Origin of the sequence: Paraburkholderia sp. BR10923, assembly GCF_040948765.1 — a bacterium.
Taxonomy (GTDB): Bacteria; Pseudomonadota; Gammaproteobacteria; order Burkholderiales; family Burkholderiaceae; genus Paraburkholderia; species Paraburkholderia youngii.
The window spans coordinates 1-15,377 of the sequence record NZ_JBFPKO010000021.1 but is presented as its reverse complement, the minus strand read 5'-3'; the positions used below and the strand labels follow the sequence as shown (position 1 = coordinate 15,377).

The 15,377-nt window shown below is 63.6% G+C and carries 14 protein-coding genes and 1 pseudogene; 10 read left to right on the top strand and 5 right to left on the bottom strand.

Translation table 11 applies throughout. The annotated features are described in order from the left end of the window. Position 1: 1 nt before the first annotated feature. Positions 2 to 997, bottom strand: coding sequence for a bifunctional riboflavin kinase/FAD synthetase (locus AB3X94_RS30150; RefSeq protein ID WP_176105244.1), 996 nt, complete (start codon positions 995 to 997; stop codon positions 2 to 4). 129 nt (positions 998 to 1,126) lie between these two features. Here AB3X94_RS30150 and purN point away from each other — a divergent pair, with 129 nt between their 5' ends. The 6 genes from purN to nadC all read left to right on the top strand — a co-directional run bounded on the left by purN (position 1,127) and on the right by nadC (position 8,087). Next, on the top strand, positions 1,127 to 1,780 hold the full coding sequence (gene purN, locus AB3X94_RS30145; protein ID WP_176105245.1) for a phosphoribosylglycinamide formyltransferase: 654 nt from the start codon (positions 1,127 to 1,129) through the stop codon (positions 1,778 to 1,780). Further along, entirely contained in the window at positions 1,777 to 3,036 is a 1,260-nt protein-coding gene (locus tag AB3X94_RS30140; RefSeq protein ID WP_368613496.1) for an RsmB/NOP family class I SAM-dependent RNA methyltransferase, read from the top strand. Before purN ends, AB3X94_RS30140 begins: the two co-directional genes overlap by 4 nt. Before the next feature lie 72 nt (positions 3,037 to 3,108). Continuing rightward, complete coding sequence (locus AB3X94_RS30135) at positions 3,109 to 4,497, top strand: mechanosensitive ion channel family protein (protein ID WP_368613495.1); 1,389 nt, start codon at positions 3,109 to 3,111, stop codon at positions 4,495 to 4,497. Positions 4,498 to 4,697: 200 nt separating this feature from the next. Further along, positions 4,698 to 5,894 (top strand): acyl-CoA desaturase, encoded by a 1,197-nt coding sequence (locus AB3X94_RS30130; RefSeq protein ID WP_176105247.1) that lies wholly within the window; start codon positions 4,698 to 4,700, stop codon positions 5,892 to 5,894. Positions 5,895 to 6,024: 130 nt separating this feature from the next. After that, positions 6,025 to 7,164, top strand: a complete 1,140-nt coding sequence (gene nadA / locus AB3X94_RS30125) for a quinolinate synthase NadA (protein WP_176110268.1) — start codon at positions 6,025 to 6,027, stop codon at positions 7,162 to 7,164. Continuing rightward, positions 7,164 to 8,087 carry a carboxylating nicotinate-nucleotide diphosphorylase gene (gene nadC, locus AB3X94_RS30120; protein WP_368613494.1) on the top strand — a complete coding sequence of 308 codons (924 nt, stop codon included), beginning with the start codon at positions 7,164 to 7,166 and terminating at the stop codon, positions 8,085 to 8,087. The genes nadA and nadC overlap by 1 nt, the downstream gene beginning before the upstream one ends. A gap of 124 nt (positions 8,088 to 8,211) precedes the next feature. On the opposite strand, the gene nadB is transcribed toward nadC, so the two are convergent. From nadB to radC, 4 genes are all read right to left on the bottom strand, one after another. Next, positions 8,212 to 9,810: an L-aspartate oxidase gene (nadB, locus tag AB3X94_RS30115; protein WP_176105249.1), complete on the bottom strand. Its 1,599-nt coding sequence runs from the start codon at positions 9,808 to 9,810 to the stop codon at positions 8,212 to 8,214. Positions 9,811 to 10,036: 226 nt separating this feature from the next. Then, positions 10,037 to 10,204: a 50S ribosomal protein L33 gene (rpmG, locus tag AB3X94_RS30110; protein ID WP_008919555.1), complete on the bottom strand. Its 168-nt coding sequence runs from the start codon at positions 10,202 to 10,204 to the stop codon at positions 10,037 to 10,039. A gap of 10 nt (positions 10,205 to 10,214) precedes the next feature. Next, positions 10,215 to 10,448, bottom strand: a complete 234-nt coding sequence (gene rpmB, locus AB3X94_RS30105) for a 50S ribosomal protein L28 (protein ID WP_006050117.1) — start codon at positions 10,446 to 10,448, stop codon at positions 10,215 to 10,217. A 210-nt stretch (positions 10,449 to 10,658) separates the two neighbouring features. Then, a complete protein-coding gene (gene radC, locus AB3X94_RS30100; protein WP_176105250.1) occupies positions 10,659 to 11,570 on the bottom strand; it encodes a DNA repair protein RadC in 912 nt (303 codons plus the stop codon). Positions 11,571 to 11,781: 211 nt separating this feature from the next. Here radC and AB3X94_RS30095 point away from each other — a divergent pair, with 211 nt between their 5' ends. The 4 genes and pseudogenes from AB3X94_RS30095 to AB3X94_RS30080 form a co-directional block, all read left to right on the top strand. Further along, on the top strand, positions 11,782 to 12,237 hold the full coding sequence (locus tag AB3X94_RS30095; RefSeq protein WP_008919553.1) for a peptidylprolyl isomerase: 456 nt from the start codon (positions 11,782 to 11,784) through the stop codon (positions 12,235 to 12,237). A gap of 2 nt (positions 12,238 to 12,239) precedes the next feature. After that, positions 12,240 to 13,199, top strand: a complete 960-nt coding sequence (gene ispH / locus AB3X94_RS30090; protein ID WP_176105251.1) for a 4-hydroxy-3-methylbut-2-enyl diphosphate reductase — start codon at positions 12,240 to 12,242, stop codon at positions 13,197 to 13,199. 545 nt (positions 13,200 to 13,744) lie between these two features. Further along, a complete protein-coding gene (locus tag AB3X94_RS30085; RefSeq protein ID WP_368613493.1) occupies positions 13,745 to 14,947 on the top strand; it encodes a branched-chain amino acid ABC transporter substrate-binding protein in 1,203 nt (400 codons plus the stop codon). Positions 14,948 to 15,175: 228 nt separating this feature from the next. Beyond that, a pseudogene (locus tag AB3X94_RS30080) lies at positions 15,176 to 15,377 on the top strand (branched-chain amino acid ABC transporter permease); the annotation flags it as partial.

The following is a 15,377-nucleotide window of genomic DNA, read 5'->3' as shown; positions in this document are numbered from 1 at the left end:
GTTATCTAATTCGGTCGGTGGCCGAGGTGGCGAAACCGGTGGAACGGCTGCCCGGCGTGCCGGCGCCGACCGCGGCGAACCATGCGCGCGCATTGGCGACGTCGCGCGCGATCGCGGCGGTAAGCGTTTCGAGGTCGACGAACTTCTCCTCGTCGCGCAGCTTCTTCAGAAATTCGACGCGCACGAGCTTGCCATACGCGTCGCCGTGCCAATCGAGCAGGTGCACTTCCAGCAGCACGCGGCCGGAATCGTCGACGGTGGGGCGCAGGCCGAGGCTCGCGACGCCCGGCAGCGGGTGCTCGGCGATGCCGTGCACCTGTACGACGAAGATGCCGGCCAGAGCCGGACGCTTGTGCGCGATCGGCAGATTAAGCGTCGGAAAGCCGAGATCGCGGCCGAGCTTCATGCCATGGGTAACGTGGCCGCTGATCAGATAGTCGCGGCCGAGCGCGGCGCGCGCCGAGTCGAGGTCGCCCGCGACCAGCGCCGCGCGTACGCCCGAGCTCGAGATGCGCGCGCCCGACGGATCGGCGACCGTCGCCATCTGTTCGACCTCGAAGCCGTAATGCTTGCCGGCCTCGCGCAGCGACGCGAAATCGCCGGCCCGCTTCGCGCCGTAGCGAAAGTCGTCGCCGATCATGATCCAGCGCGCGTGCAAGCCGTTGACGATGATCCGCTCGACGAACGCATCTGGCGACTGGCTCGCGAACGTGTGATTGAAGTGCTCGACGACGACCCGGTCGACTCCGTTGGTGCGCAGCGCCTCGAGCTTGTCGCGCAGCATCGCGATGCGCGGCGGCGCGCCGGCCGGGTTGAAGAACTCGCGCGGGTGCGGCTCGAAGGTCATCACGCAGACGGGCAGGCCGCGCGCGTTGGCGGCCGCGCGCACGTGCGCGAGCAGAGCCTGGTGGCCGCGGTGGACACCGTCGAAGTTGCCGATGGTCAGCGCGCACGGCGCGCGGCTCTCGGCATTGGGAAGACCGCGGAAGACTCTCACGATAGCGGGTTGCTGCGATTGCAATAGGGACGCGGGCAGGGTGCCGCAAAACAATCGATTATAAACGCTTGGCGCAATAGACGGCTGCGCGGTCGCGGTCGGGCGATTGCCGAATGATAAAATCCGCGCATGAAAAAACTCGTCATCCTGATTTCCGGGCGGGGTAGCAACATGGAAGCCATCGTGCGCGCTTGCGCGAGCGAAGGCTGGCCGGCGCGGGTCGCCGCCGTGATTGCCAACCGTCCCGATGCCGCGGGGCTCACGTTCGCGGCGTCGCATGGTATCGCCACGGCGGTGGTCGACCACCGCCAGTTTCCGGATCGCGACAGCTTCGACGCGGCGCTGGCCGAGCAGATCGACGCTATCGCGCCGGACCTCGTCGTGCTCGCGGGCTTCATGCGGGTGCTGACCGAGCGCTTCGTCGACCATTACGCCGGGCGCATGCTGAACGTGCACCCGTCGCTGCTGCCGAGCTTTCCGGGCCTGAAGACTCACCAGCAGGCGCTCGACGCCGGCGTGCGGTTCCACGGCGCGTCGGTGCATTTTGTCACATCAAAGCTGGATCACGGGCCGATCGTCGTGCAATCGGCCGTGCCCGTCGAGGCGGGCGATACCGCACAGACGCTCGCCGCACGCGTGCTCGCCACCGAGCACATCATTTATCCACGCGCGGTGCGCTGGTTCGTCGAAGGGCGTCTCGCTCTGGACGGCTCGCGCGTCACGCTTACGCCGTCGGAGCCGCAATGGCTCTTTGCCGGTCACACCGCCGGAGAGGGCGCATGAGATTGCATGGTTTCCTGATTGGACAAACTGAAACGCTGCTGGCCGAAGTACTGCGGCTCAACGGCCCCGCAGACGCCACCACGAGCCGCTTCTTCCGCGCGCATCCGAAGCTCGGCCACGCCGAGCGCGGTGTGATCGCCGAGGCGGTGTTCGCCGTGCTGCGCCGCCGGATGGAGTTCGCGCATCTGGCCGAAAGCGGCACCGGCAGCCCGGCGCGCCGCATGGCCCTGCTGGGCCTGATGCAAACGGTCGGACGCTCGGCGTTGAAGCCGTTCGTCAGCGAGGCCGAGGCGACGTGGCTCGAACACGTGTCGAAGATCGATCCGGAAAGCCTGCCGCTGCGGATTCGCCTGAATCTGCCCGACTGGATCTGCCACGCTTTGAGCACGCGTTTCGAGGGTCCGGAACTCGCGCAGCTGGCCGCCGCGCTGAACTACCCGGCGCCGCTGGATCTGCGCGCGAATCCGATCAAGGCGAGCCGCGACGACGTGCTGGGCGCGCTGTCCAAGGCCGGCATCGAGGCGGGCGCGACGCCGTTCGCGCCGCTCGGCGTGCGCGTGGTCGGCAAGCCGGCGTTGACGAAGCTCGACGCGTTCCAGCAGGGCTGGCTCGAAGTGCAGGACGAGGGCAGCCAGCTGCTGTGCTCGCTGGTCGCGCCGCGGCGCGGCGAGATGATCGTCGATTTCTGTGCGGGCGCGGGCGGCAAGACGCTGGCGCTCGGCGCGGCGATGCGCTCGACCGGCCGACTCTACGCGTTCGACATCTCCGAGCGTCGTCTCGCGAAGCTGAAGCCACGGCTCGCGAGGAGCGGCCTGTCGAACGTGAATCCGGTGCTGATCGACAGCGAACACGACGCGAAGATCAAGCGTTTGGCTGGCAAGATCGACCGCGTGCTCGTCGATGCGCCGTGCAGCGGCCTCGGCACGCTGCGCCGCAATCCGGATCTGAAGTGGCGCCAGTCGCCGGGGTCGATCGCCGAGCTGGCGCCGAAGCAGGCGTCGATTCTCGCGAGCGCGGCGCGTCTCGTGAAGAAGGGCGGGCGGCTCGTCTATGCCACGTGCTCGATTCTCGACGCGGAAAACGAGGCGGTCGTGCAGCAGTTCCTCGCCGACCACACTGATTTCGCGCTGGTGCCCGTGCGCGACGTGCTCGCCGAGCAGCGCATCGAGCTGGAGATGGGCGACTACCTGTCGCTGTGGCCGCATCGCCACGCGACCGACGGCTTCTTCGCCGCCGTGCTCGAGCGCCAGAGCTAGGCAACCGGCTGCAGGCCGGCGCGCACGGATTGGCTGATGAATCCGCACGTGCCGGCGATTTCGGCGACGTCCATGCACACGACTTTTCCCCACATGTTCAGCGATATCGCGCGCGACTTCGGTCAGCCCGTGATGCTGTGGCAGGTCGCGATCCTGCTCGGGACGCTGCTCGTCGCGTGGCTGCTCGCGCGGACGCTGCGCCGCCGGATCAAGCGGTCGCAATCGCCGCGCTACGAGAGCCTGCGCTTCGGCATGGAAAGTCTGGATCGAGCGGCTTTTCCGCTGATCGGCGCGGCGCTCGTGTGGCTCGCGCGGGCGATCGCCGGCCAGTTCATGGACACCGCGCTGCTCGATCTGGCGCTGGTGCCGCTCGTCGGCATCGGGCTGATCTACATCGTGTTCTTCTTCGCGCGGCGGGTGTTCAACCGCGAAGGGGGCGAGCATCCGTGGCTGTTTCTGGTCGAGAAAATCGTGTCGGTGGTCGTTTGGGTCGGCATGGTGCTCACGCTGTTGGGCATTCAGAACGCCGTGATCGCATGGATGGACAGCGTGAGCTTCCGCGTCGGCAATGCGCATATGACGCTGCTGTCGCTGATCACCGGGCTGCTGTGGGTCGCGGTCACGATGATCGTCGCGATGTGGCTCGGCTCGTCGTTCGAAGACCGCCTGATGCGCTCGAAGACGCTCGACGCGAATCTGAAGGTGGTGGTCGCGCGCGTCGGCCGCGCGGCCTTCGTGCTCGCGGCGCTCCTGATGAGCCTGTCGATCGTCGGCATCGACATCACGGTGCTCGGTGTGTTCGGGGGCGCTCTCGGCGTCGGGCTCGGCTTCGGCATGCAGAAGATCGCGAGCAACTACGTGTCGGGCTTCATCATCCTGCTCGACCGCTCGTTGCGGATCGGCGACACGATCAACGTGGGCGGCCTGCAGGGCCGCGTCACGCAGATTCGCACGCGCTATACCGTCGTGCGCGGACTCGACGGTATCGAAACGCTGATTCCGAACGAGAAGTTGATCACCGACGTCGTGCAGAACCAGTCGTCGTTTCTGACTCGTGGCCACGCGAGGGTGCCCGTGCAGATCGCCTACACATCCGACGTCGAACAGGCGATGACGCTGCTCGCCCTGGCCGCCGCCGACGTGCCGCGGGTGTTGAGCGAGCCGGCGCCGACGCCATTTCTGGTCGGTTTCGGCCCGGACGGCGTCAATCTCGAGTTGGGCTTCTGGATCGAAGACGCGGCGAGCGGCACACGTGGCGTGCTCTCGGCGGTCAACCGCAACATCTGGCGTCTCTTTTCCGAGCACGGCATCAGGATTCCGCTTGCGCAACGCGAGGTGCGCATCGTCGGTCGGGCAGGCGGCGCAATGCCGCACCCGGCAGCAATGACCGATCCGGCGCACGACGCCGCGACCGATTCAGCGCCCGGGGCCGCCGACGGGGCCGCCAACGGCGATCGTTAGAGCCAGCTTTTGGCCGTCGCAAGTGATGCGCCAGTGCCGAGTCAATCGCTATCGGCTTGATAGCGCACAAAAAATCCCTATTTGTTACAAACACTTGGAACGCTTCCAGTAGAATATCGTCCTATCCCGCTGTATGCTTTCACTTTCATGACACGCGCACCGCGTGTGCTTCGTATCTCTCGTTCTGCAGGTAACTTACCTTGTTGAATTCTTTGCTCGATTTCCTTGCCCACGGACTGCTGCATTTCTCGTGGTGGCAACTCGTCGTGTACACGCTGATCGTGACGCACATCACGATTATCGGCGTGACCGTCTATCTGCATCGCTGCCAGGCGCACCGCGCGCTGGATCTGCACCCGATCGCGAGCCATTTTTTCCGTTTCTGGCTGTGGATGACCACCGGCATGCTCACCGGCCAGTGGGCGGCGATTCACCGTAAGCATCACGCGAAGTGCGAAACCGAAGAAGATCCGCACAGCCCGCAGACACGCGGCATCTGGAAAGTGCTGCTCGAAGGCGCCGAACTCTATCGCACCGAAGCGAAAAACGAAGAAACGATGCGCAAGTTCAGTCACGGTACGCCGAATGACTGGATCGAGCGCAACGTCTACACGAAATACCCGATTCTCGGCGTAAGCCTGATGATGGTGATCAACGTCGCGCTGTTCGGCGTCGTCGGTCTGACCATCTGGGCCGTGCAGATGGTCTGGATTCCTTTCTGGGCCGCGGGCGTGGTCAACGGTCTTGCGCACTTCTGGGGCTATCGCAACTTCAATTCGTCGGATGCGAGCACCAACATTTTCCCGTGGGGCATCATCATCGGTGGCGAGGAACTGCATAACAATCACCACACGTATGCGACGTCCGCGAAGCTGTCGAACAAGTGGTACGAGTTCGACATCGGCTGGATGTACATCCGCATCATGCAGGCGTTTCGTCTGGCCAAGGTGAAGAAGATCGCGCCGACGCCGCGCCTGACCACCGGCAAGCTCGTGCTCGATCAGGACACGCTGCAGGCCGTGCTCGCGAACCGCTACGAAGTGATGGAGCGTTACGCGAAGGCGATCAAGCGCGCGTACCGTCAGGAGCTCGCGCATCTGAAGGAAGTCGGAGCGCGCGAGAAGTATCAGGTGATGCGCGGCGCGCGTAGCTGGTTCCACAAGGAAGAGGCGGGCCTTAATGAGCCGCAGAGGCTCCAGCTGCCGCAGATTTTTGCGAGCAGCCAGAAGCTGAAGACCTACATCGATATGCGCAACGAACTGGCGGCGATGTGGGAGCGCTCCAACGCGTCGCGCGAGCAATTGCTGGCGCAATTGCAGGACTGGTGCCATCGCGCCGAGCAGAGCGGCATCAAGGCGCTGCAAGACTTCGCGATGCGACTGCGTCGATATGCCTGAAATCTATTAAAATTTCAGGACGTCACAAAACCCCGCGTTGGCGGGGTTTTGCGTTTTTGGGCCGTGGAAATGCATTGCGCGTGTTGCGCGAGTGGCAAGCCGCGGCGGCCAGGTGAGGGCAGAGGAGATGATGGAGCAGCAGGCGATCAGGACCGTCGAATTCGATCGGCCTCAGGCGCAGGGCACGACCTGCGGGATCGGGCAGGCGTGGGCGAAGGTGCCCGAGACGCCGTCCGCGGAAGAGAAGCGGGCGCTGAAGGCGCGCATCCGCGAATTGCTCAAGCGCGAGAAAGCGGTGCTGGTCGCGCATTATTATGTCGACGCTGAATTGCAGGAGCTCGCAGACGAAACCGGCGGTTGCGTGGCCGATTCGCTGGAAATGGCGCGCTTCGGGCGCGATCACGAAGCGCAGACGCTGGTGGTCGCGGGCGTGCGCTTCATGGGTGAGACCGCAAAAATTCTCAGTCCGGACAAGCGCATTCTGATGCCGGATCTGGACGCGACCTGTTCGCTCGACCTCGGCTGTCCGGCCGACGAGTTCTCGGCGTTCTGCGACGCACACCCGGACCGCACGGTGGTCGTGTACGCGAACACGAGCGCAGCCGTGAAGGCGCGCGCGGACTGGATGGTGACGTCGTCGATCGGGTTGGAGATCGTCGCCGATCTGCATGCGCGCGGCGAGAAGATCATCTGGGCACCGGACCGTCATCTCGGTAGCTACATCCAGGGCAAGACCGGCGCGGACATGCTGATGTGGCAGGGCTCGTGCCTCGTGCACGACGAATTCAAGGGCATCGAGCTCGATCTGCTGCGCGCCGAATATCCGCACGCGAAGGTGCTCGTGCATCCGGAGTCGCCGGCCAACGTGGTCGCGCTGGCGGACGTCGTCGGCTCGACCACGCAGTTGATCGACGCTGCGCAGAAGCTCGACGCGACGCACTTCATCGTCGCGACCGACCTCGGCATCCTGCACAAGATGCAACTCGCCGCGCCCGGCAAGACGCTGATTGCCGCGCCGACGGCCGGCAACAGCGCGACCTGCAAGAGCTGCGCGCATTGCCCGTGGATGGCGATGAACGGCCTCGCGAATCTGGCCGATGTGCTCGAGCGCGGCCATAACGAGATCTTCGTCGATCGCGCGATCGGCGAGCGGGCGCGTCTGCCGATCGACCGTATGCTCGATTTCGCGGCGCGTCACAAGAAGCGTGTGCAGGCGAGCGGCGATCTCGCGCGCGACGCGCAACTCTATTCGAACGTGGGAGCAGCGTAATGACGGTGGTGCAGAAGGCGCCTGAGCAGGCAGTGGCGCGCGATGGGGCCAACGCAACATCGCCGCTTTTCGCGGAGATTCACGCGCACTACGGCGAGGCGTTCGACGCTGCGCTCGCGCGCAACGTCGCCGATGCGCTCGCCGAAGATATCGGTAGCGGCGATCAGACCGGCCGCCTCGTGCCTGCCGATGACGTTCGCAACGCGCGCATCATCGTGCGCGAGGAAGCGGTGCTATGCGGCGTGCCTTGGTTCGACGCGGTGATGCGTGCGGTCGATCCGCGCATCGAAGTTCAATGGCGTTACCGCGAGGGCGACCGCATGAGCGCCGATACGACGGTCTGCGATCTGCGCGGGCCGGTACGCGCGCTGCTGACCGCCGAGCGTAACGCGATGAATTTCCTGCAACTGCTGTCGGGCGTGGCAAGCGCAACCCGCCGCTATGTCGACGCAATTGCCCACACGAGCACCCGCGTTCTCGATACGCGCAAGACACTGCCGGGTTTGCGGCTCGCGCAGAAGTACGCGGTGCGCGTCGGCGGCGGTGCCAATCAGCGACTCGCGTTGTACGACGGCATTCTGATCAAGGAGAACCACATTGCGGCGGCCGGCGGAGTGGGTGCGGCGATGGACGCGGCTCTCGCGTTGAATGCGGGCGTGCCCATCCAGATCGAAGTCGAAACGCTCGAACAACTTGAAACCGCGCTCGCGCATCGGGCGGAGTCGATTCTGCTCGACAACTTCTCGTTCGCCATGATGCGCGACGCGGTTCGCGTCACGGCCGGCCGCGCGGTGCTCGAGGTGTCCGGCGGCGTCAATTTCGAGACCGTGCGCACGATCGCGGAGACGGGCGTGGATCGCGTGTCGATTGGTGCGCTGACCAAGGACGTGCGCGCGACCGACTACTCGATGCGAATCGTTTGAGCGTCGCGCGTCTTAGCGCATCGATCGACGCCCATGACGACTGAACAAGGCCATTGCCGGAGTTTGCCGGCAATGGCCTTGTTATTTGCGGCGCCGTTTCAGCGTATGCTCCGGCGCGATGCCATCAGGCATTCGGCCTGCGGACATACTTTGGCGTGAGCACCGTCGGCAGCGCCTTGGGCAATGTGGCCGGCCAGTCGCGACTGAAATGCAGGCCGCGGCTTTCGCGCCGCGAGCGCGCGCCGTCCACGATCAGGGACGCCACGTCGACCAGATTGCGCAGCTCCAGCAGATCGCGGCTTACCTTGAAGTTCGCGTAGTACTCGTGGATTTCGTCGCGCAACAGCGCGAGCCGGTGCTTCGCGCGCTCGAGCCGTTTGTCGGTGCGCACGATGCCGACGTAGTTCCACATCAGCCGGCGCAGTTCGTCCCAGTTGTGCGCGACCACCACTTCCTCGTCCGGATCGGACACGCGGCTTTCGTCCCAAGCCGGCAGCGGCGCGTGCACGGCGGCGGCGAAGCCTTCCGCTTCGATCGCCTCGGCAGCGGCGCGGCCGATCACGAGGCATTCGAGCAACGAATTGCTGGCCAGCCGGTTCGCGCCGTGCAGGCCGGTGCAGGACGTTTCGCCGACCGCGTAGAGACCCGCGAGGTCAGTGCGCCCCGCCAGATCGGTGACGACGCCGCCGCACGTGTAATGCGCGGCCGGCACCACCGGAATCGGCTCTTTCGTGATGTCGATGCCGAACTCGAGGCAGCGGGCGAGGATCGTCGGGAAATGCTCGTGCAGGAACGCGGCCGGCTGGTGGCTGATGTCGAGGTACACGCAGTCGATGCCGCGTTTTTTGATCTCAAAGTCGATCGCCCGCGCGACGATATCGCGCGGCGCAAGCTCCGCGCGCTCGTCGTGATTGGGCATGAAGCGTGTGCCGTCGGGCAGCTTCAGAATGCCGCCTTCGCCGCGCACTGCTTCCGAAATCAGGAACGACTTCGCGTACGGGTGAAACAGGCACGTCGGGTGGAACTGGATGAATTCCATGTTCGCCACGCGACAACCGGCGCGCCATGCCATCGCGATGCCGTCGCCGGTCGCGGTGTCGGGGTTGGTCGTGTACAGGTACACCTTGCCGGCGCCGCCGGTCGCGAGCACCGTATGCGGCGCTTCGATCGTAACGGTGCGGCCGCTTTGCAGATCGAGCGCATACAGACCATGGCAGCGCCGGCCAGGTAGGCCGAGGCGTTCGGACGTGATCAGATCGATCGCGTGATGATCTTCGAACAGCGTGATGTTCGGATGATGGCGCACCTGCTCGCTGAGCGTGGCGACGACCGCATGGCCGGTCGCGTCGGCCGCGTGAATGATCCGGCGATGGCTATGGCCGCCTTCGCGCGTCAGATGAAAGCCCAGCTCGGCGGCGTCGTCTTTCGTGAATGGCACGCCCTGTTCGATCAGCCATTCGATCGCATCGCGCCCATGCTCGACGATAAAACGCGTCGCAGCCTCGTCGCACAGACCGCCACCCGCGATCAGCGTGTCGCGCACGTGATTTTCGACGCTGTCCGCGGAATCCAGCACCGCGGCGATACCGCCTTGCGCCCAGTCGCTCGCGCCCTCGGTCAGCGATCGCTTGGCGATCACAGCAACGCGCCGTGTCTGCGCGAGGTTGAGCGCGACGCTCAAACCAGCCAGACCGCTACCGACAATCGCCACATCGAATTCCATTACCCACATCTCCGTCTTTCATTTTGCGATGACGGCGTGCGAACCGCACGCCGCGAAAACGACAAAGGATACGCGCCACGACGCACTAGCGAAAGCAGGCCGAACGGAATAGGGCGATTTGCGCGCGCATTGCTGCGCTATCGCGAAGCCCGCCCAAAAACAAAAAAGCCTCGCACGGATGCGAGGCTTTTCATATTTTTGCCTTCGTCAGGCTGGAGAGCCAAGATTACTTGATCTTGGTTTCCTTGTAGTCAACGTGCTTGCGGATGACCGGATCAAATTTCTTGATCAGCATCTTTTCCGGCATGTTGCGTTTGTTCTTCGTGGTCGTGTAGAAGTGACCCGTGCCTGCGGTCGATTCCAGCTTGATCTTGTCGCGTGCGCCTTTCGCCATGATTTACTCCTTAGGCTTCACCGCGTGCGCGCAGGTCTGCGAGCACAGCGTCGATACCGTTCTTGTCGATCAGGCGCAGGCCGGCGTTCGAAATACGCAGACGCACCCAACGGTTTTCGCTTTCCACCCAGATACGGCGGCTTTGCAGGTTCGGCAAGAACCGGCGCTTGGTCTTGTTGTTCGCGTGGGAAACGTTGTTGCCGCTCATCGGCGCTTTCCCAGTTACTTGGCATACGCGTGCCATGAGAGCACTCCTAATACGCTAATTCTGAGTTCGAACGCCGTGAAAGTTTCCCGAAAAGAGCCGCGCTGAGGGTGTGCGAACTTGCGCCGAATTTGCATCGAGGCACTTCGCTACCACAGCCGCCTGACCTTTGCGGAACGCCTTGATGGCTTCGGAACAGGGGGTTGGAAATAGGCAAACCGGAATTCTAGCAGAAAAAAAGCCGCAAAATCAAACCTTATTTGCGACGCGGGGCACGGCGCCGTGCGGTGGCCCTTCCGCTTCCCGCGCTCCAGCGGGCTTGCGTGCGAGCTCCGGCCAGCCGGCGCGGGCGAACGAGTATACGCTGTCCGCGCCGATCACCAGATGATCGATCAGCTGCACATCGACGAGCGCGAGCGCGTCGCGCAGTGTCTGCGTGAGGCGGCAGTCGCTCGCGCTCGGCTCGACGGCGCCGGACGGATGATTGTGCGCAACGATCAGGCTGGCCGCGTTCGCGGCGAGCGCCCGCCGCACGATCTCCCGTGGATACACCGCCATCCGCGTGAGCGAGCCGCGCGCGCTTTCCTCGCAGCGGATCAGCCGATGCCGCGCGTCGAGAAACAGCGACACGAACACCTCCTGCGGCTGTCCGCCGATCAGAAGGCGCAGATAACTTTCGACCGCTTCGGGCGAATTCATCAGCTGGCGCTTGCGCATCTTGTCCACGAGGGAGCGGCGCGCCATTTCCATGATCGCGAGCAATTGCGCCTTTTTTGCCGGGCCAATGCCGCGAATGCCATCGAAATCCTGATAAGTGGCGTCGAGCATTGCGCGCAGTGAGCCGAAGCGATCGAGCAGCGTCCGCGCGACGCTGAACACGTCGTGACCGGGCAGGCCGGAGCCGAGCACGAGCGCGATCATTTCGGTGTCCGACAGCACGTCGGGGCCCTGGTCGATCAGTCGCTCGCGCGGCATGTCGCGCCGGAGCCATTTGCCCCGGAACAGTTGCCGCCGGCTGCGGACCGCCGAGTCGGCGGTTTCTGAGGGAGTCCTGGCCGACCGATTGGAGGCGGCTTTCGCGCCGCCCGTGGCGCGTGGGCGCGCCTTCGGTCGCAGTTTTGCCGCAGGTGTTTCGTCGATTGTGCTGGCGAAATCAGCCATATATATAGAGTCCTCCGCGTAAGGTTGTCGGCGCACACGCGGCGCAACGCGCCGGAGTGCCGTGCCACCCTCACGCGCGACGGACTCAAGCCGGCGCCCGCTAGGTGGCTTACAATAGACGCTTTGCGCACGGCACCCCGACGGTTTGCCACACGCGTCGACTGCGCCCGCGGCGCACGCGTGCAGCGCGCTTCGACTGAGCGAGCATTGCATGAGCATCATCGATATTTCCGAGGTGAAACCCGGTTCACACGTCACGCTGCATTACCGGCTTTCCCTTGCCGATGGCGCCGAAGTGATCAACACGTTCAACGACAAGCCGGCCACGTTGCTGCTCGGTGCAGGTCAACTGGCGCCGCCGCTGGAAGATATTTTGCTGGGTTTGAAGGTGGGCCACCATTCGACCTTTCAGCTAGCGCCGGGTCAGGCGTTCGGCCCACGCAATCCGGATCTGATCCAGCGCGTGTCCCTCGCCACGCTGCGGGAGAACAGCGTGATCGGCGAGGATTTTTCCCCGGGTGACCTGGTCGAATTCAACGCGCCGGGCGGCGGGCGCTACGCCGGCGTGCTGAAGGAAGTCGGCGAAACGTCGGCCCTGTTCGATTTCAATCACCCGCTTGCCGGCCAGGCGCTGGCGTTTGAAGTGAAAATCATCGGGATTTTGTAAACATGAGCATCACGGATACGACTCTTGCCGAAGCGGAGATCCTGCTGGCCCAGCCACGCGGTTTCTGCGCCGGCGTCGACCGGGCGATCGAGATCGTCGAGCGGGCCATCAAGCTGTATGGCTCGCCGATCTACGTGCGTCACGAAATCGTCCATAACGCCTATGTGGTCGAAGACCTGCGCAAGAAGGGTGCGATCTTCATCGAGAACCTGGAGGAAGTGCCGGCTGGCAACACGGTGATCTTCAGCGCGCATGGCGTGTCGAAGGCCGTGCGTTCGGAGGCGGAGTCACGCGGGCTGCGGGTATACGACGCGACCTGTCCGCTCGTGACCAAGGTGCATATCGAAGTCGCCAAGATGCGCCAGGACGGTTTCGACATCGTGATGATCGGCCACAAAGGCCACCCGGAAGTGGAAGGCACGATGGGTCAAGCGGCCGAGGGCATGCATCTGGTCGAGGACATCGAAGACGTGCAGGCGCTGCAGCTCGCCGATCCCGAGCGGATCGCGTTCGTCACCCAAACCACGCTGTCGGTCGACGACGCCGCCGAAATCATCGGCGCGCTGAAGGCCAAGTATCCGTCCATCCGTGAGCCGAAGAAGCAGGACATCTGCTACGCCACGCAGAATCGCCAGGACGCCGTGAAGTTCATGGCGCCGAAGTGCGACGTCGTGATCGTCGTCGGCAGTCCGAATAGCTCGAATTCGAACCGCTTGCGCGAACTCGCCGAGAAGCTCGGCGTACCGGCCTACATGGTCGATTCGCCCGATCAGATCGATCCGGTCTGGGTGGAGGGCAAGCGCCGCATCGGTGTGACCGCCGGTGCGTCGGCGCCCGAGGTGCTCGCCCAGGCAGTGATCGCGCGTCTGCGTGAACTGGGTGTGCGCAGCGTGCGCGCGCTCGAAGGCATCGAGGAAAACATCGCGTTTCCGCTGCCGCGCGGGCTCGGTCTGCCAGCCTGACAATCCGTTAGCATCGCTGAAAGGAAAGCGCGCCCTCGGGCGCGCTTTTTTTATGGCGCGAGTCTGGGGGGGCACTGAGAAAATTAGGTGCCGGATCGAATGAATTCGCACGTTTCAGTGCTCTCGCGCACAAACTTTTTTGAAATTGTGATCGGGTGTTTTATTGATTTTCGAGCGATGCGCCCCTGTTTTAATCTAGGCCAAGAGCTTAAGACGATTTAATCATGCACTGAATTGGTGCTCTTGCCGCGCGTGGGATAAAAGGACATATCGGACGCAAGCCCCCGCCTAGCCGGCATTCACGCCGAGGGACCGCAACACTTGGTGCCATCGGGTTCGGCGACGGTGCAACTGATGCACGCAAACGGATCGCAACCGGGTTGCTCTTTTCTGCGGATTTTGCTTTCAATATCAGGTTGCAATGCAGGAAAACCCCACCGGTTCAACAATATTGCCACCCGCATAATTGGAGTTACAATGCGCGCGTTCTCAAGGCCTTGAGGTCCTGGACAGTGGATTTTGCAAGGCGCAGGAGACCTTACTTGATGCGAGTCAAATTTGCTTACGCCGTGTCCATCGCGGCCGCGGTTGCGATGCTGACCGCGTGCGGCAAGAAACAGGATGGCGAAGCGGGAGCGGGCGCATCGGCGGCTTCGTCCGCTGCGGTCGCCGCCGCGAGCGAAGCGACTATCGTAAAGATTGGTCACGCGGCCCCGTTGACGGGCGGCATCGCGCACCTGGGCAAGGACAACGAAAATGGGGCGCGCCTCGCGGTCGAGGAAATCAATGCGCAGGGCCTGACGATCGACGGTCGCAAGATCCAGCTGCAACTCGACGCGCAGGACGATGCGGCGGACCCGAAAACGGGCACCGCCGTCGCGCAGAAGCTGGTGGACGATCACGTGGTCGCGGTGATCGGGCACCTGAACTCCGGGGTCTCGATTCCGGCTTCGAAGATCTATAGCGACGCGAGCATCGTGCAAATCTCGCCGTCGTCGACCAATCCGGCGTATACGCAGCAGGGTTTCAAGACGACCTATCGAGTGGTCGCGACCGACGCGCAGCAGGGTCCGGCGCTCGCCAATTACGCGACGAAGGCGCTGGGCGCCAAACGCATCGCGATCGTGGACGATGCGACCGCCTACGGCAAAGGTCTCGCGGACGAATTCGCGAAGACCGCCGAGGCGAGCGGCGCGAAGATCGTCGCGCGGGAGGCGACGAACGACAAGGCCACGGATTTCCGGGCCATTCTCACGAAGATCAAGAGTGTTCAGCCGGACGCGATTATGTTCGGCGGCATGGACGCGACGGGCGGGCCGTTTACGAAGCAGGCGGCGGCGCTCGGTATCAGGGCAAAAATCCTTGGCGGCGACGGTGTGTGTACCGACAAGGTAGGTGAGCTGGCGGGTACCGCCGTGCAAAACCTGGTCTGTTCGGAAGCAGGACTCGCGCTTTCGAAAATGACCAATGGAGCGGACTTCGAAAAGAAGTACGAGGACCGCTTCCACACGCCGGTGCAGATTTACGCGCCGTTCACGTATGACGCTGTGTACGTGATCGTCGATGCAATGAAGCGCGCTAATTCGATCGAGGCGCCCAAGGTGCTGGCTGCGATGCCTTCGACCGATTACAACGGGGTAATCGGCCACATCGCGTTCGACGACAAGGGTGATTTGAAAGAGGGCGCCATTACACTTTACGACTTCAAGGACGGCAAGAAAGCAGTGCTCGACGTCGTAAAGATGTGATGACGGGAAGTTCGGCCTGACGGCACCGACACCATCCAACGGTGCCGTTTTTGCATCCGCCCAAGGGGAGCTCGCGACCGCATCACGGTCGTCAGGGCAAGCCGGCAGCGGATAACCCTTACCGGTCTTTTACATCAGTACCCGCAGTGCCGTTGAGATTCGTAGTGCATCACCGCCCACCGGCAGATGAAAAACGCGAATCCAGTCGCACGGGCTAAGGAGCAATAAATGGATATCTTCATCCAGCAGATCCTGAATGGACTGGTGCTTGGCAGTGTCTACGCCATCATCGCACTGGGCTATACGATGGTTTACGGCATTCTGGGCATCATCAACTTCGCTCACGGCGATGTGTTGATGGTGGGCGCGATGGTTGCGCTCTCCGCCATAGGTGTGCTGCAGAACCACTTCCCCGGCCTCGGCAACGTGC